This window comes from Aeribacillus sp. FSL M8-0235 (assembly GCF_038000355.1).
In the GTDB taxonomy this organism is placed as follows: Bacteria; Bacillota; Bacilli; order Bacillales; family Aeribacillaceae; genus Aeribacillus; species Aeribacillus composti.
The window spans coordinates 1,373,342-1,394,269 of sequence record NZ_JBBOBW010000001.1; the positions used below are offsets into that span (position 1 = coordinate 1,373,342).

19 protein-coding genes and 1 riboswitch are annotated in these 20,928 nt (G+C 40.7%); of the genes, 15 read left to right on the top strand and 4 right to left on the bottom strand.

What is annotated here, in order from left to right; all coding sequences use genetic code 11:
• Window positions 1-15: 15 nt before the first annotated feature.
• Window positions 16-522 carry an RNA polymerase sigma factor gene (locus tag NSQ71_RS06700; protein WP_063389419.1) on the top strand — a complete coding sequence of 169 codons (507 nt, stop codon included), beginning with the start codon at window positions 16-18 and terminating at the stop codon, window positions 520-522.
• Window positions 523-585: 63 nt separating this feature from the next.
• Here the strand turns inward: NSQ71_RS06700 and NSQ71_RS06705 are convergent, their stop codons facing one another.
• Window positions 586-1,002, bottom strand: a complete 417-nt coding sequence (locus NSQ71_RS06705) for a DUF4395 domain-containing protein (protein WP_340733456.1) — start codon at window positions 1,000-1,002, stop codon at window positions 586-588.
• A gap of 147 nt (window positions 1,003-1,149) precedes the next feature.
• On the opposite strand from NSQ71_RS06705, the gene dat reads away from it, so the two are divergent.
• The 3 genes from dat (at window position 1,150) to NSQ71_RS06720 (ending at window position 3,930) form a co-directional block, all read left to right on the top strand.
• The gene (gene dat, locus NSQ71_RS06710) at window positions 1,150-1,989 is read left to right on the top strand and encodes a D-amino-acid transaminase (RefSeq protein ID WP_063389417.1); all 840 of its coding nucleotides are present in this window, start codon (window positions 1,150-1,152) and stop codon (window positions 1,987-1,989) included.
• 78 nt (window positions 1,990-2,067) lie between these two features.
• Entirely contained in the window at window positions 2,068-2,994 is a 927-nt protein-coding gene (locus tag NSQ71_RS06715) for a dipeptidase (protein WP_066251054.1), read from the top strand.
• 111 nt (window positions 2,995-3,105) lie between these two features.
• Complete coding sequence (locus tag NSQ71_RS06720) at window positions 3,106-3,930, top strand: alpha/beta hydrolase (RefSeq protein WP_261308796.1); 825 nt, start codon at window positions 3,106-3,108, stop codon at window positions 3,928-3,930.
• A 700-nt stretch (window positions 3,931-4,630) separates the two neighbouring features.
• Here NSQ71_RS06720 and NSQ71_RS06725 read toward each other — a convergent pair.
• Window positions 4,631-5,188, bottom strand: coding sequence for a DUF420 domain-containing protein (locus NSQ71_RS06725; protein ID WP_063389414.1), 558 nt, complete (start codon window positions 5,186-5,188; stop codon window positions 4,631-4,633).
• A gap of 170 nt (window positions 5,189-5,358) precedes the next feature.
• On the opposite strand from NSQ71_RS06725, the gene NSQ71_RS06730 reads away from it, so the two are divergent.
• Window positions 5,359-5,775 carry a universal stress protein gene (locus NSQ71_RS06730; protein ID WP_063389413.1) on the top strand — a complete coding sequence of 139 codons (417 nt, stop codon included), beginning with the start codon at window positions 5,359-5,361 and terminating at the stop codon, window positions 5,773-5,775.
• Window positions 5,776-6,479: 704 nt separating this feature from the next.
• On the opposite strand, the gene NSQ71_RS06735 is transcribed toward NSQ71_RS06730, so the two are convergent.
• A complete protein-coding gene (locus tag NSQ71_RS06735) occupies window positions 6,480-7,871 on the bottom strand; it encodes a polysaccharide deacetylase family protein (RefSeq protein WP_063389411.1) in 1,392 nt (463 codons plus the stop codon).
• Between the two features lie 1,000 nt (window positions 7,872-8,871).
• Here NSQ71_RS06735 and NSQ71_RS06740 point away from each other — a divergent pair.
• The 3 genes from NSQ71_RS06740 to NSQ71_RS06750 all read left to right on the top strand — a co-directional run bounded on the left by NSQ71_RS06740 (window position 8,872) and on the right by NSQ71_RS06750 (window position 11,353).
• Window positions 8,872-9,435 carry an FAD-dependent oxidoreductase gene (locus tag NSQ71_RS06740; protein WP_063389410.1) on the top strand — a complete coding sequence of 188 codons (564 nt, stop codon included), beginning with the start codon at window positions 8,872-8,874 and terminating at the stop codon, window positions 9,433-9,435.
• A gap of 312 nt (window positions 9,436-9,747) precedes the next feature.
• Window positions 9,748-10,329, top strand: a complete 582-nt coding sequence (locus tag NSQ71_RS06745) for a cell wall hydrolase (protein ID WP_063389409.1) — start codon at window positions 9,748-9,750, stop codon at window positions 10,327-10,329.
• Window positions 10,330-11,194: 865 nt separating this feature from the next.
• Window positions 11,195-11,353 (top strand): DUF1540 domain-containing protein, encoded by a 159-nt coding sequence (locus tag NSQ71_RS06750; protein WP_130156947.1) that lies wholly within the window; start codon window positions 11,195-11,197, stop codon window positions 11,351-11,353.
• Between the two features lie 98 nt (window positions 11,354-11,451).
• On the opposite strand, the gene NSQ71_RS06755 is transcribed toward NSQ71_RS06750, so the two are convergent.
• Window positions 11,452-12,897: an N-acetylmuramoyl-L-alanine amidase gene (locus tag NSQ71_RS06755; protein ID WP_340733463.1), complete on the bottom strand. Its 1,446-nt coding sequence runs from the start codon at window positions 12,895-12,897 to the stop codon at window positions 11,452-11,454.
• Between the two features lie 195 nt (window positions 12,898-13,092).
• A riboswitch (cobalamin riboswitch) is annotated at window positions 13,093-13,271 on the top strand.
• Window positions 13,272-13,382: 111 nt separating this feature from the next.
• On the opposite strand from NSQ71_RS06755, the gene NSQ71_RS06760 reads away from it, so the two are divergent.
• The 7 genes from NSQ71_RS06760 to NSQ71_RS06790 are packed head-to-tail and all read left to right on the top strand — an operon-like array spanning window position 13,383 to window position 20,927.
• Complete coding sequence (locus NSQ71_RS06760; protein WP_063389407.1) at window positions 13,383-14,357, top strand: ABC transporter substrate-binding protein; 975 nt, start codon at window positions 13,383-13,385, stop codon at window positions 14,355-14,357.
• Window positions 14,320-15,381 (top strand): FecCD family ABC transporter permease, encoded by a 1,062-nt coding sequence (locus NSQ71_RS06765; protein ID WP_063389406.1) that lies wholly within the window; start codon window positions 14,320-14,322, stop codon window positions 15,379-15,381. The genes NSQ71_RS06760 and NSQ71_RS06765 overlap by 38 nt, the downstream gene beginning before the upstream one ends.
• A 1-nt stretch (window position 15,382) precedes the next feature.
• A complete protein-coding gene (locus NSQ71_RS06770) occupies window positions 15,383-16,846 on the top strand; it encodes an adenosylcobinamide amidohydrolase (protein WP_063389405.1) in 1,464 nt (487 codons plus the stop codon).
• Entirely contained in the window at window positions 16,843-17,826 is a 984-nt protein-coding gene (cbiB, locus tag NSQ71_RS06775; protein WP_339199523.1) for an adenosylcobinamide-phosphate synthase CbiB, read from the top strand. Before NSQ71_RS06770 ends, cbiB begins: the two co-directional genes overlap by 4 nt.
• Window positions 17,786-18,865, top strand: a complete 1,080-nt coding sequence (gene cobD / locus NSQ71_RS06780) for a threonine-phosphate decarboxylase CobD (RefSeq protein WP_339199526.1) — start codon at window positions 17,786-17,788, stop codon at window positions 18,863-18,865. Before cbiB ends, cobD begins: the two co-directional genes overlap by 41 nt.
• Complete coding sequence (locus NSQ71_RS06785) at window positions 18,859-19,428, top strand: bifunctional adenosylcobinamide kinase/adenosylcobinamide-phosphate guanylyltransferase (protein WP_339199528.1); 570 nt, start codon at window positions 18,859-18,861, stop codon at window positions 19,426-19,428. Before cobD ends, NSQ71_RS06785 begins: the two co-directional genes overlap by 7 nt.
• A complete protein-coding gene (locus NSQ71_RS06790) occupies window positions 19,425-20,927 on the top strand; it encodes a cobyric acid synthase (protein WP_340733467.1) in 1,503 nt (500 codons plus the stop codon). Before NSQ71_RS06785 ends, NSQ71_RS06790 begins: the two co-directional genes overlap by 4 nt.
• The last annotated feature ends 1 nt before the right edge of the window (window position 20,928 follow it).

Genomic DNA, 20,928 nt, shown 5'->3' on the forward strand with positions numbered 1-20,928 from the left:
AAGGATTGGAGAATTATGGATGATATAATATCCGCTCAAGAGAGCTTTCAAGACATCTATTGCATGTTTTATAAAAAAGTGTACCGGATTGCTTTTTCCATAACGAAAGATGTACATTTGGCAGAAGATGTATTGCAGGAAACATTTTTGAAATTTTATCAAAAGGCTGAACAAATTGAGGATATGGAAAAAATCTCTGGTTGGCTCGGTACAGTAGCAGCGAGAACTGCGATAGATTTTCTTCGGAAGGAACAGAAAACGCCGTGCCCCCTTGATGAATTATCTATCAGTCAAGGGGGCAATGTGGAACAAACAGCAGAATATGAATGGCTGAAAGAGACCATTTCTCAAGAAATTCGGAAACTAAAACCGAAATACCGCGAAATTTTAGAATTGAAATTGTATTATGATTTAAAAGAACAGGAATTAGCTCAACAGCTAAAGCTTTCGAAAGGAACAGTTAAAACTAGGCTTCACAGGGCAAGACGCACGCTGAAAGTGTCGCTGAAAGATGCGATGTAAAGTTCGGGTGCTCTTGCCCCTTTTTTACGTCTTTTCCCAGATTTTTAAAATCAGGGGAGAAGCTTATGAATTTTTCGCTTTTCGATATTGATACTGCTTCCATTGGAACCGGATAAAGCAGCCGATGCAAAATCCTAAAATCGCAATGAAAGCCGCTGAAAAAACTAAAATCGAAAAAATATATCCTAAAACATCAATATGAAAAGAAAATCCGATAAAAGCTAGCAGCAAGCATGTGCAGGCAATGATTTGATTGAATTGCTGATCAGATCTGTCTTCTAAATGATAGGATGAATGTGGTTTTCGTAAAAACGTTTTAGCGGCCGCCATAATCGGATTGACACCAAAAATGAGTCCAATCAAGCCAGCAATAAGCGGAATAAGAAGAAAAAGCGGCTTGTTTGTGATCCAAGTGATCAAAACAGACAAAACAATTGTCCATTGATTCGTTCTAACTAGAGGACGAGGGATGCCGTCCATGGAAATCCCACCTTTCCATATATGTTTTATGATATTTATATCATAAATGTGCAGGCATTGCATCTTTTTTGATTTTGATCAAGCCTCCATTCATATAATTATGTTACAATGGTTGGTAGATATTATGGAAATTAGGGGGATATGAAAATGTCAATCGGTTATGTAAATGGTCGCTTTGTTGACCTCAATGAACCGGTGATCCCGATTGATGAAAGAGGACACCAGTTTGGCGACGGAGTGTATGAGGTGATCCGCGTTTATAACAAAAAGCCGTTTATGCTGCGCGAGCATTTAGAGCGGTTACAGACAAGTGCTGAAGCGATTAAATTAAAACTCGATCAAACATTGGAGCAATATGAACAGCTGATAAAAGAAGCAATTGAAAAATCAGCATTAACAGATTGCGACGTCTATTTGCAAATTACGCGCGGAGTGGCCGTTCGAAATCATTTGTTTCCAGATGTTTCTGTTTCAACAACGATGACCGTAAGACCTGCAAAGCAATTGCCCCATCATTTGCGGGAGAACGGCGTTTCTGCTATATTCCATGACGATGAGCGGTGGGCCAATTGCTATATTAAATCGCTTAACTTATTGCCGAATATTTTAGCTAAACAAACCGCCCATGAAAAAGGAAGCTATGAAGCGATTTTAGTCCGTGATGAATATGTGACGGAAGGGTCGAGCTCCAACGTATTCATCGTCAAAAACGGAACAATTTATACGACGCCGCTATCAAAGCATATATTGTCAGGAATTACAAGAATGGCGGTAAAATCGATCATTGAAACAGAAGGTTTAACATTAGTAGAAGAAAAGTTTACGAAAGAGGATGTACTTGAAAGCGATGAAGTCTTCATTACGAGCACAACTTCTGAAATTTTACCAATCGTGACCGTAGACGGGCAAAAAATTGGCACGGGAAAACCGGGTGAGATCGCGACAACACTTTATCAAAAATTCCAAGAAAAAATCGCAAACGAATAACGAGCCTATTGATTGTAAAAGTCTGCAAGAAATCTTTCCTGCCAGGCTTTTTTTTATCATAAAAAACAGGGGGAAAACATGAATATTATTGATCTTCATTGTGATGCACTGATGAAGCTGGCGAATGCTAAAGGAAAGCTGAAGTTTGCTAACGCCTCGTATTTGGATACGAATAAACAAAGATTAATCAAAGGTAAAATTAAGGTTCAATGCTTTGCCGTTTTTATCGATCAAAAAATAAAAACTGAATACAAATTCCAAGCGGCGCTTGAACAAATCGATCTGTTTTTTACAGAAGTGCTTGGAAACAATCCGGAAATGAAACAAATAAAGGATTGGTCTGATTTTTATAAGCTTGAGGAACATGAAATTGGGGCGATGCTGACTCTCGAAGGTGTTGATGCGATTGGCGGAGATCTCTACAAACTTCGACTTCTTTATCAGCTGGGAGTTCGATCGGTTGGATTGACATGGAATTATGCCAATCTGGCAGCTGATGGAGCACTTGAAGAACGAGGCGCTGGTGTAACAGCATTTGGCAAGGAAATCATAAAAGCAAACAATGAGCATCGCGTTTTCACTGATGTCTCCCATTTATGCGAGCGTGCGTTTTGGGATGTAATCGAGCTTGCGGATTATCCGATTGCGACCCATTCAAACGCCCGCGCCTTATGTGATCATCAGCGCAATTTAACCGATGAACAGGCAAGGGCAATGTTTCAAAAAGGCGGTACCATTCACATCGTGTACGCGCCCCAATTTTTAACAACTAATGATCAGGCAGCAATCAAAGATGTAATCAAACATATCGACCATTTTTGCATGCTAGGTGGAGTGAAACAAATCGGACTTGGCTCTGATTTTGACGGAATTGAGCAAAAAGTAATAGGATTGGAAGATGCGGCAAAAACACAAAACTTGATCAATGAACTGCTGAAATATTATAATGAGGACGAAGTGAAAGGATTTGCGTATCAAAATTTTCTCAATCATTTACCGAAATAGGTGCAAAAGCAAACTGTTAAGATTGCTTTTTTTTTTGGGTTTAAATCCCCAAAAACATACTTGAATTATCGGAATTATAAACATTATAATAAAAAAAACGAACGATTAAAGGTGGTTAATTTTATGGAAAAAATGTACTATATTCCGAGCCAACAGGCATCGTTAGCTGCCACATTGCATATACCGAACGCTCCAGCTAAAAACGAAAAATTTCCGGTTGTTGTTATTTGTCACGGTTTTATAGGAAGCCGAATAGGTGTCAACCGATTGTTCGTCAAAGCAGCCAACCATTTTGCTTCGCTCGGATTTGCAGTTTTGCGGTTTGATTACGAAGGCTGCGGCGAAAGCAGCGGTATTTACGGAACTTATGGCCTCGACCGCTTTATTGAACAAACGATTCATGTTATCGATTTTGTTGAAAAGCTTCCTTTCATCGACAAACATGAATTATATTTGCTTGGCCATAGTTTAGGAGGAGCAGTGGCGACACTCACAGCTGTACGGGATGACCGCGTGAAGAATTTGGCGATTTGGGGAGCGGTCGGTCGGCCATTTGAAGATATAGCGGCCATAGTTGGAAAGGAAGGCTTAGAAGAAGCAGAATCAAGCCAATATGTTGATTATGAAGGCTATTCCTTAACGAAAACATTTTTCCGCTCGCTTGAACAGTACACTCCTTTACAAGAGGCAAAATCGTTTACAGGTGACGTATTCGTTGCCCACGGAACAGAAGATGAAGTCATTTCTCCTTCTTATGCTTGCCTGTATGAAAAAAGCTTCAAAAAAAGGGCTAACAGCGTTGAAAAATCACTCATTATCGGCGGAAACCATACATTTTCGTCTATTTGTCATTCAACCGAATTGTTTCAACAAACAGGAGAATGGCTTGAACGGCAAAGAAAGTTAAACGATGATCGAAAAAAAAAGATTATTTAATGAAAGAGTTTCTAAACGAAAAAGAAGGTTGACCGGACAGCTCGGTCAACCTTCTTTTTGTGCGCCCGGCATGTATATGAACTATAGGGTGTAAGTCCCGAACCCCGAAGACAGAAGTAGAGGTTAGCTCAACGAAAGGGTGTCCGTGGTGACGCGGAATCTGAGGGAAGCTGGAGGCAAAACACCGGTCCGAGGAACACGAACCTCATATAAGGCTAGGTATGATTGAGTGAGTTTGCAAAACAAAACAAAGCTCTTTCTGTCGAAGGTCATATCGAGTAAATGAGGCGGATAGATGGTGTGAAAGTGCATGTACTTACCCGGGGAGGTCTGGTGGATATGTGAAGTACGCTTCATAACCTACTTAGTGATAAGTAGCTGAACCGTCAGAAGTCAGCAGAGGTCATAGTATTAGTTGGTCTAGAACAACTAAGAAGGACCGAACAATTAAGAGAGAATAGCCCTTGGCATTCAGTGAGTCATGATGAACACAGAAAACGTAGTACCTCACTTGAGGGAGGAAGCGGTGAATCCCGTGGGAGACCTCTTGGAGGGTGGAGTGACCACTGGCATAAAGAGAACAGCTATTCACGGAAGTTATGAAAACTTGCGTCAATTATCTTAATTGAACTGCCGTATACGGAACCGTACGTACGGCGGTGTGAGAGGACGGGAGTTAATCGCTCCCTCCTACTCGATTTTAATAATAAGGAGAAATCAAGATGTATACAAGAACACCAGTAAATGAGACGTATAGCCAAATCGGCATCGCCCAGCGAACAATTTTCCGGTGTTTTTCTACCTGTCTTGACATTCCCCAGAAAAAGGCAAACAATGCAAGCGGAACAATGACGGCTGCTAATATACTATGGGAAGTAAGAATAAATAAATAAAATGTTTTCATAAATCCTTCACCGCCATAACGGGTCGGTTCAGATTGCAAAAAATGATAGGTTAAATAAGAAATACAAAATAAGGTGGTCGTTGTAAACGCTGCGATGATAAAGTTCCGGTGTACTTTGATATTTTTCTTTTTAATTGCATAAAGAGCAGCGAGCAGAAAGACGAACGTAAAGCTGTTAAAAATCGCATTAAGTCTTGGGAAAATCGTCAAATCAAAATGGACTTCGCCTCGATATCCGAGTGGAGAGAAAAATAACAGTAAAATAACGGCATTTATAATAACTGAGAGTGTCACAACAATGCCGGTGTAATTTTTTTTGTTGTGAGGCTGTTCATAGTTTTGAATGGAGTCCATTTTTTTCCTCCTAACATAAATTTTCTCATTGTATATTTTATCATTTTAAAATGGATTTAAAAGTGACAAAGTGGTGAAAATCGAAATTTTGACAAATCTCTACTTAAATTCTAGAAAAATTTTGATAAAATGGAAATAAAGAAAAAATAGTTCTTTTGGAGGGGATGAGGATGTACAAAAAAATATTAGTTCCTATGGATGGATCTGCCCATTCTACACGCGCGCTTGAGCATGCTGTAAAACTTGCCAAAACAGTTGGGTCTGAAAAAATCACGATTTTGCATGTCAATAATTTAAGATTTACAGAGCAGTATTATTTTGTTGATATTTCCAAATTAATTGATGAAGAGAACGAAGCGATTTTAAAACCAGCGATTGAATTCCTTACTGAAAGCAACGTCCCGCATGAAACACATATTTTCCAAGGAGAGCCAGCAACAATTATTACGGATTATGCAAAAGAACATGACTATTCCATCATTGTAATGGGGAGTGCAGGAAAAGGCGCGCTTAAAGCAACGTTGTTGGGAAGCGTCAGCCGAAAAGTAGCTCAAGAGGCTCACTGTCCAGTCTTAATCATTAAATAAAAATAAGAAATTTGTCCATTTTAGTTTACATACGAGCTAAAATGGGCTTTTTTTGTTTGCTATAAAGTGAAAGGGAGAAATTGTTCAAAGCTTTTGATCATTACTGGATAGGATGAAATGAAGAGGGGATGGGCACTGCAGAGAATAACAATATGCCTTAAATTACAGCAGAAGCTGTTTTGGGAATACTTTACAATTGTTGTGGCAAGAAAGGCGGTTTGCGGCATGCACTGCCCATGAATAACAGCAGTATAAACGTATTTGTGCATTAAATGAAAAACGTAGAGCAACGACGTCTGGTTTATAAGCAATCAACTTTCTGCAAGGAAAAGCAAATCAATTGCTCTATTGTGTACATCAATCGGCACCAGCTGTTACAACTTGACAAAAGAAAGGGACCCAAAATGCTGACCTTTTTGGATCCCTGCTTTTATGGCCAAAAATGAGTGCAAACGTTAAAATACTGGAACATCTTTTTATGGGAATCGCTTTAAAATCCCTTTTCCTTTTCACACATTTCCACTGCAAAGCTTCTTTAGCAGGACAGATCATTTTTTTCATTAAAATAGGCATCAAACGTTTCAGCTTTCAAAATTTCTGTTGAACGTTTCCATAGATTTGGGAAGCGGATCGCATTCAACACTATAAGAATAGGCATTGTATGCATTTAATATTTCGGTCGCCAACTGCATGTGACGAGGATTTCATTTTTTTGATATCTCTGATACAGTTACAAACTCATAACCTTGTTGTTTTAAATATGGCAAGATTAGCTTCAATGCCTCTACTGTGGATGAATGAATATCGTGCATTAAAATGATGGAACCGTTTTTTGTCTTGGCTTGAACGATTTTAAGTACTTTTTTTGGGTCATCCGTTTTCCAATCTAATGTATCTACAGTCCATAGAATGATAGGCTTTTCAATAGCTGATCTGACCTTTTGATTAACAGCCCCATATGGAGGGCGGACGCAATTCGCTTTTAAGCCCGATGCCTTGAAAATTTCTTGATCGGTCATATTTATTTCTTCAAGTATTTTCTCTTTTTTTATAGTTGTAAAATCTTTATGGCTAAAGCTGTGGTTGCAAATTTCATGTCCTTCCGAACCTATTCTTTTTACAATATTAGGATAAAAATTAACTCTTTGACCAATCACAAAAAAAGTGGCTTTTGCATGATACGATTTTAATAAATCCAAAATTTCTGTTGTATATTTTGGGTGAGGGCCGTCATCAAATGTTAGAGCAACTATTTTTTTGCTTTTGATCGGCTCGTCTTTTTGGATGGGAGGTTTTTTCGGCAATGGTTCTGCTTTTTTTGGTTTGTTTTCTTCCATCCATAATCGCTTCCGCCACTCCTCTGTCAATAACTCTTTTCCTTTCGTTAAAGGAATGGAAATTTCAGGACTTTCAGCACCTTCTGTTACTTCATTGCTATGAAACTTGAAAACAATGAATTTGTTTGTCAAATAAATATTGGAAAAATCGTTATATGGGTGATTGAGCCACTTGTTAAGCTTCTTTTTGCTAAAGCTTTTTTTATATTTTTTTGATTGAAGAAACTGGTCAGTCAATTGAACATGCAGCTTTTCTTTTGTTTTTTCATCGATTTCAAGAATGTCTTGGCTGTTTATAAAACGTTCTGCTGCCAAATCGACTATGAAGATTTTAAAGTCTTTACTTTCTTTTTCCCCATCTGAATGGCTTTCCGAAGTAAAAACAAAAGAATAGACGCTGTCTGTGACCGGATAGAGGCGAAAAGTCAGAGAAAAATTCGACGGATCTTTAAACAAGCGCCATTTTTGGGATTGAATTTGTTCGTGAAACCGTCTTTTCTCTTCTTTGACGTAAGACTGGATGGATGCATTCAGTTTGCTGCTTTGAAATCTCGGATAGTGTATGGCGGAATGGAATTCTTTTTTATCCTCAATATCTGAAATTAAGTCAACTCCATCATATTGCGATTTTTCTATTTGTTTGCTTCCATTTGCTGGGACAGACTGTACCCTTAATGTTTTGTAATAAAAAGACATTAAAAAAATGAAAATGATCGAAATGAAAACGATGCCGCTTATTTTCCATACAAACGATTTCACTAATGTTCACTGCCTTCTTTAAATAAATGCCGTATGTAAAATGTCAACGAATATAGAGTACTATCAGGATGAAAAGATGTCAAAGCCGTTTTCCATTTTTAATAAATTTTTTTTTAAAATTGGCCTTTATATCCATCCATTTCTACGATCCTTGTGAAATTCGAAATATCATCATAAATATATTGTTTCAGTCCGTTTTCTTGAGCTTGATTCATATACTTGATGATTCTTTATCTTCTTGTCATTTCATTCTTGCTTCGGTTTGGATATGCGCTTCACCAATCTTTTTTGAAAGCTTCGTAAAGAGGTATGGATCTAGTGTAAATGTTAGTTGTCGTTCGAAACCTTTATCTCAACCTGTTTCGTGACGATCTAGCGGTGAATAAAGAAGCCGAGAGAATGCGTAAAATATTTATCAAATATTCAAGATGTTGAATGGTCGAGTTGCTGCTATCAGAGCCGTTGTAATGTTCATTTCATAAATAAATTATTTGTTGCTAAACGAAAGCTTCCCTATTTTTTTCAAGTAAATGATGATTTATTCCATTCTAGAAGTTTCCAACTAATATATTTAGACGCTCTTTCTTTAATATATGGTTCAGTCTGCTGAAAAAATTCACCTGAATTTGCATAATATGGATTACGACTTAGTTTCGTTTGTAATGTCAATCGCCAAAGGAGTGTCATATACTGACTTTCATGTTTTTCTTCCTCCGGCGAACTTATGTAGCAGTTTTGTGGAACATTGCACATTGGGGTGTCGGAAGCCGCATAGCGAATTTTAATAGCTTTTTTTTCTGTATTCTGAAAATAGATCAATTGGGAATAAGCGGTTTTTACTTTGGAACTCCAGCCTACAAAAGGTTTTATGTTCAGCTGGAGAAGGGAGATTATATATGAATTTTTTAATTTTCAGAATTGGTAAGCAAGTTTCTTTACATTTTTTTTCGATTGTGCTTACAATGAAATTATAAACATTTTTTGCAAAGGAGGAGTTAAGATGTACGATGTGATTATTGTTGGTGCCGGTCCTGCGGGGGCAAGTGCTGCGTTGTTTACGGCGAAGGCTGGAAAGAAAACATTAGTTTTAGATCACGATAAATCAATGACGAAAAGGGCATGGATCGAAAACCACTATGGTGTTTTAGAAATTACAGGTCCTGATTTAATCGATATTGGGAAAAAACAGGCGGAAAAGTTTGGAGCAGAAATAAAAAACGAGCAAGTGGAAACAATTGAAACAAAACAGGATGGACACGTCGTCAAAACCGATGGCGGTTCGTATGAAGCGAAGCATGTCATTTTAGCGACAGGAGTATTGACGGATTTAGCCGAGAAAATTGGATTAAAAACAAAAGACGGAACAGAGCCTCGCATCAAAACAATATTCGATGTGGATTCAAATGGAAAAACAAATATTGACGGAATTTGGGCAGCAGGTACAGCTGCTGGCGTAAGTGTACATACAATCATTACCGCAGGTGACGGTGCAAAAGTGGCCATCAATGTCATCAGCGAGCTGAATGGCGAACGGTACGTCGATCATGATATATTGAAAAATTAATTTCAAAAAAGACAGGACATTCATTTGTCTTGTCTTTTTTTATGATTCAAAACTCGAATATAGGTGAAAGTCCAAAATCTGTAAATTGTTGAAACTTTATACCAATAGGAAATTGTTGTGGAAAAATATCTCTTGTGCAGGGAGGTTCTAAAAGAACAAAGTACAGTGTATTCAGCAAAATGTTTCCAAAAGACATATGTAAACGCCGAACCTTTGCTGGAATATTTATGAATAATATGAAAAGATTTTTTAATGAATTCTAGATTAGAAGATGTTAGGGTAATAGAGAGCGAAAAAAAGGAGGTAGGATTTATGAAGAAAATAAAAAAATTCATCTTCTCCTCATTTATTGCTCTTGCTGCCATTGTTTTCACCGGACAAGGAAGTGAGGCAAGCGCTGCCTATTCGGTGAAAGAAGGAGATACACTCTGGAAAATTGGTCTAAAATACGGGGTTTCAGTTCAAAAACTAAAATCCGTTAACAATAAAACAACTGATGAACTATATGTTGGAGAAGAGTTGACTATTCCGCCAACTATCTCAGCAAGTGAAAAAGATTTATTGGCTAGATTAGTAGAAGCAGAAGCAAAAGGAGAACCATACGAAGGAAAAGTTGCGGTTGCCACTGTTGTATTAAATCGCGTAGACAGCCCTTTATATCCTGATACAATTACAGAGGTTATTTATCAAGATCGCCAATTTACTCCTGTAGCAAATGGAGAGATTAACAAGCCTGCAAGTGAGGAATCCAAAAGAGCAGTAAATGAAGCTTTGGCATTCCACGGTTTAGGTCAAGGCTCCCTGTATTTTTATAATCCGAAAAAGACGGACGACCAATGGGTTCGAACTAAAAACACAACAATTGTGATAGGCGATCACGTCTTTGCGAAATAAGGAAGCTGCTGCTTATCAGCAGCTTCCTTATTTTTGTGCGCCCGGCATGGGTGTAATCTATAGGGTGAAAGTCCCGAGCTGCGAAGGCAGAAGTAGCAGTTAGCTTAACGCAAGGGTGTCCGTGGTGACGCGGAATCTGAAGGAAGCGAGCGGCAAACTTCCGGTCTGAGGAACACGAACTTCATATGAGGCTAGGTATCACTGGGTGAGTTTGCAAGACAAAACAAAGCCCTTTCTGCCGAAGGTGATACAGAGTAAATGAAGCAGATGGATGGAAGGAAAGATTACACTCTTACCCGGGGAGGTCTGGCTGGCACGCCAAGTAACCTTGGTAACCTATCTAGTGATAGATAGCTGAACAGTCAGAAGTCAGCAGAGGTCATAGTATTAGTTGGTCTAGAACAACTAAGAAGGACCGAACAATTAAGAGAGAATAGCCCTTGGCATTCAGTGAGTCATGATGAACACAGAAAACGTAGTACCTCACTTGAGGGAGGAAGCGGTGAATCCCGTGGGAGATCTCTTGGAGGGTGGAGTGACCACTGGCATAAAGAGAACAGCTATTCACGGAAGTTATAAAGACTTGCGTCAATTATCTTAATTGAACCGCCGTATACGGAACCGTACGTACGGTGGTGTGAGAGGACGGGAGTTAATCGCTCCCTCCTACTCGATTATTCCAGCACAATCGTTCCTAATGAAAAAAATCGAATCAAGCAAGGACGATGGATTAAAATATTTTTCATCCCGTCATACTTTTTTGCCATGAGATGCATATTTTTAAAAAATTGTCATTGTCAAAAACTATTTGTGTCGTATCAAAACACCTTCCGATGGCAATTCTATAATTGGGAGGTGACATGCGATGGCACAAGACGTTTTATGTGAAGTAAACAACTGCAAATATTGGGCGGATGGAAATAGATGTTCAGCTGATTCCATTTATGTTGTCAGCCATTCGGGGAAAACCGCCAAAGATCAAAAGGAAACGGATTGCAAAACATTTGAACCGGAAACTGTCTAAATAATGGAGAGGGCCGAATTCCATTTCGGCTCTCTTTTATTATTGATAATGATTTTCAATTTTATTCACGTTTATTGGAAAATAGATTAAAAAAATGATCATACATGTTTGTTTAATTCCGCAATCATGGAGGAAAGCTGTTGAACAGCGAATTGAAGGTTGGAACGGTAAATCGATAAAATCATTTCTCCGTAACGATCTCCAGGAACTGCCCACTTTCCATTTAATTCTTTCCAAGTGGTAGCTGATCCGCGCTTCACATAATGAAATCTTGGATCTACAAGCGGCTCATCACTTGGAAGAGGCTTTGTTGTTGCATAAGCAAACAAGTGCTGCAAATGAGCGAGAACTCCTTCTCTCGATGTGGAGAAGCTTGCTCCTCGGACATTCGGGCCTGTCGCTCCAATTCCGGCAAAATTGTTTTGGCTGCGGTCGACAACCCCGGTGAAGCGAAAATAGTTCGTCTCATGAATGGCTTGTGCGTAAGCGATATCACCGCGTATTCCGTATAGTTTGCTTAATTGGATATATAAATCACCCAGTTGAGGTGCATCTGGATTCGTATTTTTTACGAACTGATCCAACAATGTTCCTGATAAAAGCGGTTCTCCTAAAATAGAAATGTCTTCTGTAGCGGATGCTTGCGGCTCTGATGTAGACAGCAAGCTGGCTAGTTGATTTTGCCTTGGCGGATTTGCTCGCTGCTCTTCGGGAGTTAAAATAAAAGCATCTTTATAGCCCAGCTGCACAAGTTTTGCCAGTTGCTCCTTCGCATTTTCCAAATGTTGAAAAGCCCCTGCTTGAACACGGTAAAAACTTGTGCCGTTAACATTAGCAGGTGAAATAAAACTGTCCACGTTTTTTCCCTTCAGTTCCTTTACGCGTTGTTCTGCATTTTTACGCTCTTTGAAGGAACCGGCAATCACTTTGTAAAGCGTGTTGTTTGAAGCAGGAGCCGACGGTTTTGTCGACGGCTTTTTTGTTGTGCTTGTCTTTCTCTTTAAATTAAGGGCTTTTCCTATCCCTTCCGCCACACTGGCGGCAAAATCACTTATAAAAGCAGAAGAGGTTAACAATTTGATATCGTTAGGATTATCGATAAATAATGTTTCCAATAGAACCGCGGGCATTTTCGTTTCTCTCAACACAAAAAAATTGGCGCTTTTTTTTCCGCGGTCCTGTACGTTATATTTTGGCCCGATTACGCTCATAATATGATTATGAATGATGGAACGGTATTGAATCGTTTTATTGGATGCACCGCGGTTGTAAATATAGCTTTCAAATCCTGTTCCGCCCCCTGAATTGACATGGATGGAGCAGAAAAAATCGACATTTAGTCTGTTTGCCAAACTCGTTCTTTCTTCTAAACTGACAGTGCGATCGTTCGTTCGTGTCATCACGACATCTACTTGAAAGTTTTCTAGCAAATGGTCTCTGGCTATTAAGGCAATAGTCAGCGTAAAGTCTTCTTCTTCATAGCTTCTAAATGTTGCACCAGGATCACTTCCACCGTGGCCTGGGTCTAAAAGAACGACTGTCACTTATGGATCCTCCTTCGTTCCTAAAATCAATTACCCATCCATTAAAATTTTATTCATTTTTACGGTAATCGGTTCAAATCAACACGGTTGAATTGAAAACCTTATAAAAAGTCCAATATAAAACTTGACATAGCATTTTCACATTTTTTCTACCAGAACGGATTTGAATGATGTATAATTACATTCGTCGACAATTTCATTCAAAAGCAAACAGGTGCGGATACTTTTGTCCGCTTAAAAGGGAAGTTTGGTGAAAATCCAACGCGGTCCCGCCACTGTGAATGGGAGCAACCTGAAAATGCCACTGTGTCTACGGGAAGGTTCAGGGAGCGATGACCATGAGCCAGGAGACCTGCCTGTTTGAACACGCCTAAAAACCCTACGAGGATAGGGAGGTGTTTGAAAACAGAACAAAGCGATATGCTTGTTTTCAGACATCTTCTTATCAAAAAAAGAAGATGTTTTTTTATTGGAGGAGGAAAATGATGAAAAAACTATCTGCACTATTTTTAGCCTTATTACTTCTATTTGGAATTGCGGCTGGATGCGGCCAACAAAATACATCAGAGCCGTCTGAAAACAAAAGCAATCAAAAGACGGAAGAGACGGCTTCACAATTTCCGGTGAAGGTCAAGGACGGTTTAGGAAATGAGGTGACGGTAAACGAAAAACCGGAGCGGATTGTTTCGCTAATTCCAAGCAATACTGAAATTGCCTATGCTTTAGGGTTGGGTGAACAAATTGTCGGTGTAAGTGATAATGACAACTATCCGGAAGATGTTCAAAACAAAGAAAAGGTTGGCGGGATGGAATTTAATGTTGAAAAAATTATTTCTTTAAAACCGGATCTTGTTTTAGCGCATGCTTCCAGCGCCCATAACTCGCAGGAAGGGCTGAAGCAGCTGAAAGATGCGGGAATAAATGTTTTTGTAGTCGAAGATGCCCAATCATTTGATAAAGTGTATGACTCCATCCAGACAATCGGCAAAATTACAGGGACAAGTGACAAAGCCGAAGATATTGTGGCTGAGATGAAAACGAAACTGGCGGATATTCAAGAAAAAGGAAAAACGATTCCGGATGATCAAAAAGTGTCTGTTTTTGTCGAAGTGAATCCCGCACCACAAATCTATACGACTGGAAAAGGAACGTTTATGGATGAAATGCTAACGATCATTGGAGCAAAAAATGCAGCGGGCGATCAAGAAGGCTGGCCGCAAATGACGGAAGAAGCCGTTGTAAAACTGAACCCAGACGTCATTGTGACGACATACGGCTATTACGTCGATAAAGCTGTTGACCAGGTGTTGGCACGCAAAGGATGGGAAAATGTATCAGCGGTGAAAAATAAACGGGTTTACGATGTGCATTCCGACTTGGTGAGCCGCCCAGGCCCAAGATTGGTTGAAGGAGTAGAAGAACTTGCGAAAGCAATTTATCCGGATGTCTACAAAAAATAAACATGTGGTCGCCTATACGGCGACCGCTTGTTTTCTTATTTTTTCCGTCTTTTTAGGAATTTCTATCGGAACGTTTCACATCACGTTTAAGGATATTTTCCAAATAATTTTCAATCAACTGTTTCATACTGGTTTGGCGCCGGACATTGATGAAAGCATGAAAAGCATTGTGCTTGATATTCGACTTCCTCGTGTCGTTTTAGCCGGACTTGTCGGAGCCTCGCTTGCAATGGCGGGGGCTTGTTATCAAGGGCTTTTGCAAAACCCTTTGGCAGATCCTTATACGCTCGGTGTTTCATCAGGTTCTTCTTTAGGTGCTGTACTTGTTCTTTTTTTCGGCATTCAAATTCCTTTTTTCGGCTCATTCACTTTGCCGGTTGTCAGCATTTTTACGGGTTTTTTAACGATTTTGGCTGTGATTTTGTTCGCCAATTTCATTGAAAAAACGATGAGGATTGAAACGATTGTGCTGACCGGAATTATTTTAAGTTCCTTTTTAAGTGCTTTCATTTCATTAATGATTGCCCTGACAGGCGAAGAATTGCGACAAATTGTCAACTGGTTGTTAGGAAGCGTTGCGATGCGCGGCTGGGGATACGTATTGATGCTTTTGCCGTTTTTTTTAATCGGGTCCATTTTGATTTTTGTAAACGGAACAGAATTAAACGCTCTGTCCTTTGGCGAAGAAAAGGCGAAGCAGCTTGGGGTCCATGTAAAAAGGAGAAAGCTGTTTATTTTAGCATCATCCTCTTGTTTAGCCGGTGCGGCCGTTGCCATCAGCGGAACGATTGGGTTTGTCGGTCTTGTCATCCCGCATGTAAACAGGCTGCTTTGGGGAAGTGATTATCGCCATCTTCTCCCTCTGTCCGCCATTTTTGGCGCCGCTTTTTTAATTTTGGCGGATCTCGTTTCAAGAACGATCGTGTCGCCGACAGAACTTCCGATCGGTGTGATCACGGCTTTAATCGGCGCTCCCAGCTTTGCCTTTATTTTAATGAAACAAAGAATGGAAAGAAGAGGGTAACATGCTGCAAGTCAAGAACATTTCGGGAGGCTATCAAGAGCGAAAGATTATCGAAAACCTTTCCTTCTCAGTAAAAAAAGGGGAAATATTTGGCATTTTGGGGCCAAACGGGAGTGGAAAGACGACACTATTAAAAATGATCAGCGGGATTCTTCCGGTTAAAAGCGGCACGATCGAGCTTGCCGGCAAACCTCTTTCTGCTTATTCTCCGAAAAAATTGGCGCAAAACATCGCTTCATTGCCGCAAATCCCAACGCAAATGTTTGATTATACCGTTTGGGAGACAGTGGCGCTCGGCCGTTATCCTTTTCAAACGGGTTTCTTCAAGCGGTTGACGGGAGAAGATGAACAAATCATCCAAAAGACCATGGAGCAGACGAATATTTCCCACTTAAAAAATAAAGCGATCAATGAATTAAGCGGCGGGGAAAAACAGAGGGTTTTTTTAGCGCAGGCTCTTGCACAAAACCCCGTTTTGCTTTTATTAGATGAACCCACGAACCATCTTGATATTTCCCATCAAAAAATCATGCTTGATCAGTTGAAAAATTGGACACAATCAAATGGATTAACGGTTGTCTCAATTTTTCATGATTTGAATTTAGCAAGCCTTTATTGTGACAAACTGCTGTTATTAAAAGATGGAAAAGCGGTTGCCGTTGATAATCCATCTGTCGTGATGAACGAAAAAACGATTGAACAGGTGTATGGTGTTTCGATTGTCAAACAATCACATCCGGAGCTTGCCCGCCCGCAAATGCTGCTTATACCCGAACAGAAACAGGAAGAAACATATAAAGTGACAAAAAGGGACATTGTTCAGACGAAGGAACTCATCTATTTAAAAGCAGCATCGCCGCTCAAAACCCTTTCATCTGCCATTATTGGCGGAGGATTTGGCTGGCACAGCACTTTTGTCAACCGTCATGTCGATAAAAGCTACAATTGTCAAGACAGCCGTTCGGAAATGGCCGATTTTCTGCAGAAAAACGGGTTTGATCAACATGCAACAGTCGCCATGATGACCGCGGCTTGTTTGGAAGATGGGGTAGTCAGCGAGCTTGAAGCAGAAGGAGTCTCCGTTGTCATTGTTGTGACAGCAGGACTTTCCAATGCAGTGGATGCAGCAAATAGTATAAAACGGAATGGCATAGCTTCAGGGACGATCAATACATGGATTTTGATAAACGGACGGTTATCTGATCAAGCATTTATTGAAAGTGTGATGACGGCAACAGAAGCCAAAACGAAGGCGCTGGCTGATGAAAAAGTGTTGGATCCTGTCTCCAATACGATTGCAACAGGTACTTCCACAGACAGCATATTGGTGGCTGCCACGCAAAAGGGCATTTTTCATCAGCACGCTGGCACGATCACAACACTTGGAAGATTGGTCGGCAGGGGGGTATATGAGAGTACAATTCAAGCGATTCAGCTAAATAAAAAAAGAAGGGGAAGGACATGACAGAACATGTAATTGCGATCATGCTGGCGTTTGTAATCGATCAAGTCATCGGGGATCCGAAAAATGCCCCCCATCCCGTCCGCTTGTTTGGCTGGTCTATTGCGTTTTGCGAACGGCGCCTCAACAAAGGGCGCTTTAAGAAAGAAAAAGGTATGGCGATGATCATGCTGGTCGGTTTATTTTTTATGCTGGCCGCTTTTTCAATTGTGTCATTTTTCTCTAGGCTTCACCCAGCAGCGGGCATTTTTGCGGAAGCGGTGATCATTTCTTTTATGATAGCGGAAAAAAGTTTGCGGGAAGCAGCTTTGGCAGTTTATGAACCGCTTTGCCAAAAAAATCTCGTTTCGGCAAGAGAAAAGCTGTCATGGATTGTCGGCCGCGATACGGCAGATTTGCCAGAATCGGAAATCGTTCGGGGAACGGTGGAAACGGTAGCGGAAAATACGAGCGATGGCATTACCGCACCGCTTTTTTGGGCGCTGTTCGGCGGAGCTCCTTTTGCGGTTTTGTACAGGGTCGTCAATACTGCGGATTCGATGGTAGGCTATCAAAACGAGAAGTTCGCTGAATTCGGGTTTGCTTCCGCCAAGCTGGACGATTTGTTGAATTACCTTCCGAGCCGTCTGACAGCTTTCATCATGGTACTTGTCAATCATCCGGCAAAAGGGATTCAAAAGCGGGAATGCTTTTCCATTCTGAAAAGGGATGCGCGCAAACACCCCAGCCCCAACAGCGGATTTCTTGAAAGCGCCATGGCTGCTTTGCTGGGTGTATCATTAGGGGGAATCAACCGTTATCAAGGGAAAATTTCTAATCGCCCTAAATTGGGAGACGGGGTTTATTCGCTAGAAGCAAAACATATTCCGGAGGCCATTGATATTATGAAGAAAACAGACAGGTTTTTCTTGCTATTTTTCATGATCGGAGGTGTATGCTTCGATGCTGCCATCACATGGAGCCAATCCATCTTATCTTTATAAATCATTGAACATCCGGATGCCGGAAAACATCATCGATTTCAGCGTCAACATCAATCCTTTCGGCCCGCCTGAATGCATCCGCAAAAATTGGCATCGCTTTTTTTCATTTGTTTCCGATTATCCAGACCCTGATATAAGGGAATTGCGAGCGGTAATTGCCGGAAAGGAAAATGTTTCGCCTGAAAATATATTAATTGGAAACGGTGCCGCAGAACTTATTTTTATCATTGCAGCCGCCTTGCTGCAAAATGAAGACGTTTTGATCGTGGAACCGGCATTTTCAGAATACCGAAAAGCATGCGAACCGTTCTCAAAGAGGATTTCATCCTATGTTTTAAAAGAGGAAGAGAATTGGGAGTTGAACGTTGAGGAGCTAAAAACGGCTCTTTCCGGGAAAAAAGCGGTTTTCCTCTGCCACCCCAACAATCCGACAGGCAAAGTATTTAACCGGGAAGCATTATTGGAAATCATTCAAGATGCCAAAAAGAAGCATGCGTTTGTGGTTCTGGACGAAGCATTCTATGATTTCGCCTTGGAAAACGTATCAATTCTGAATTGTTTATCATCTTTTTCCAATGTGATCATTTTGCGTTCTTTGACCAAAATGTATGCCATTGCAGGTTTAAGACTCGGCTTTTTGTTTGCCGATGAGACGGTCATCCAGAGACTAAAAAAATTTCAGGTGCATTGGAGCGTCAACGCCATTGGACAGAGGGCGGGAATAGAAGCATTAAAGGACGAAGACTATGTTAAAAAAACAAAAAGAATGATCTCTCAAGAACGGAAGCGAATGTTTGAACATCTCCATGAACTTGGTTTTGTGGTGGCGGACAGCTCTGTCAATTTTTATTTGTTAAGAGAGCAGCCAAAAAAAGATATGCTGCCTTTGATCCGCTTTTTATTGGAAAGAGGTATAGTACCTAGACATACATACAATTTCAACGGGCTGTCCGGCAAATACATTCGTTTGGCGGTTAAGAGAAAAGAAGAAAACGACCGGCTTCTTTCAGCGCTTAAGGAGTGGAAGGACAAGTGTTAATCTTTGTGACCGGCGGGGTGAGAAGCGGGAAAAGTTCGTGGGCAGAACATTATTTGACGGCTAAAAAGAATCAGGCCAACCGCCTTGTTTATATTGCAACCTCTTTTCCATCAGACGAAGAAATGACAAAACGAATATTGCAACACCAGCTAAAAAGAGCCCAAGGCAAAGAAAAATGGCTGGCAATTGAACAGACAAATGATGTCGGCAAGTTATCGAAAAAACTGCAAAAAAATGATTTTGTGCTGCTAGACTGTTTAACAACGTTGTTGACGAACGAACTTTTTTTTCATGAACAACATGGTGAACGATGGCAGGCCGCTTCTTTTCGCCAATATGTGTTGGAAAAAATCATCCGTGATCTATCTGAGCTGCAAAAAAGCTGCGAGCTATTTTGCATCGTCTCCAATGAGGTCAACTGGGAATTTCCAGCGCGGTCAAATGCAGTGTTCCAATATGTTCGCCTTCTCGGCCATCTCCATCAACAAATCGTTGAACGTGCGGATTTGGTGGTCAGAATGGAATTCGGCATTCCAGTTGCTATGAAGGGAGAACTACAATGAAAGGGATCATGATTCAGGGAACGGCTTCTGATGTTGGCAAAAGTTTCATTGCAACGGCATTTTGTGCTATTTTTCACAAACTTGGCTACAAGGTTGCTCCGTTTAAATCACAAAATATGTCAAACAACTCATATGTCACATTGGATGGAAGGGAGATCGGCAGGGCTCAAGGAATTCAGGCAGAAGCCGCCGGCACGGCGGCCTCCGTCTATATGAACCCGATTTTATTGAAACCGAAAAGCGATTGCACTTCGGAAATCGTCTTGCTTGGCAAAAGCTATGAAACATTAGGCGGTCAAGCTTACCGCGAAAAATTTTATCTAAAAGGGCTGGAAGCGATTCAGCTTTCACTGGAAAAGCTGTCGGAACAATATGATTTTCTCGTGATGGAAGGGGCAGGAAGTCCTGTTGAAATCAACTTGAAAGACAGGGAACTTGTCAACATGAAAGTGGCCGAACTGGCCGACGTTCCGGTGATACTGGTGGCAGATATCGATCGGGGCGGCGTGTTTGCCAGCATTATCGGGACGCTTGAACTTTTTTCCGAAGAAGAACGTAGCCGGGTAAAGGGGATTATCATCAACAAATTCCGAGGAGATCTCAGCTTGTTTCAACCCGGTGTGCAATGGCTGGAGGAACGGACGGGCATCAAAGTATTAGGGGTGGTCCCTTATGTTTCAGGACATATGATCGAAGGCGAAGATTCTTTGTCGCTTGCCAAACGATTTGCCAACCAAAACAGGAGAGAAATTGACATTGCGGTGGTAAAGCTCCCCTATATATCCAATTATACGGACGTTGAGCCGTTTTTATTTGAAGAAGATGTTTCCATTCGACTTGTGTACGGCCCGGATGAATTCGGCGAACCGGATGCCCTCTTGATTCCGGGAACGAGAAGCACGATTCACGATCTGCAACAATTGAAAAATAGCGGCTTGGCTCAAAAGATTAAAGCATACAACGAAACGGGCGGAACGATCATCGGCATTTGCGGCGGTTATCAAATGCTTTCAAGATACTTGTATGATAAAGCCGGATCGGATACAGGGGTGAAAGGACGTTATGAAGAAGGATTCAACATCCTCCCAGTGGGCACAACCTTTTATCATGAGAAAAAAACGGTGCGGAACAAAGGAATTATTCATCCGCAATCAGGTTTTCCCCAGTTTTTCGTGGAAGGGTATGAAATTCATTTAGGCGTAACCGAACCGATTGTTCCGCAAGCAGTGCGGCCTTTTATCAAGCTTTCGGACGGGACGGATGGTGCGGTGATCGACTCTGGAAGGGTTATTGGCACATATTTCCACCATATTTTTTTCAATGACGAATTCCGCACGGAATGGCTCAACAGGATTCGAGAACGGAAAGGACTTGAAAAAAAGCAAGTAAAATGGTTGAAAAAGGAAAAAACAAAAAAGTATGAACAGATTGCCCGACATGTCCAAAACCATATTCATATGGATGATTTGCTCAACATCATTCAATCGTGGGGGAAATGAA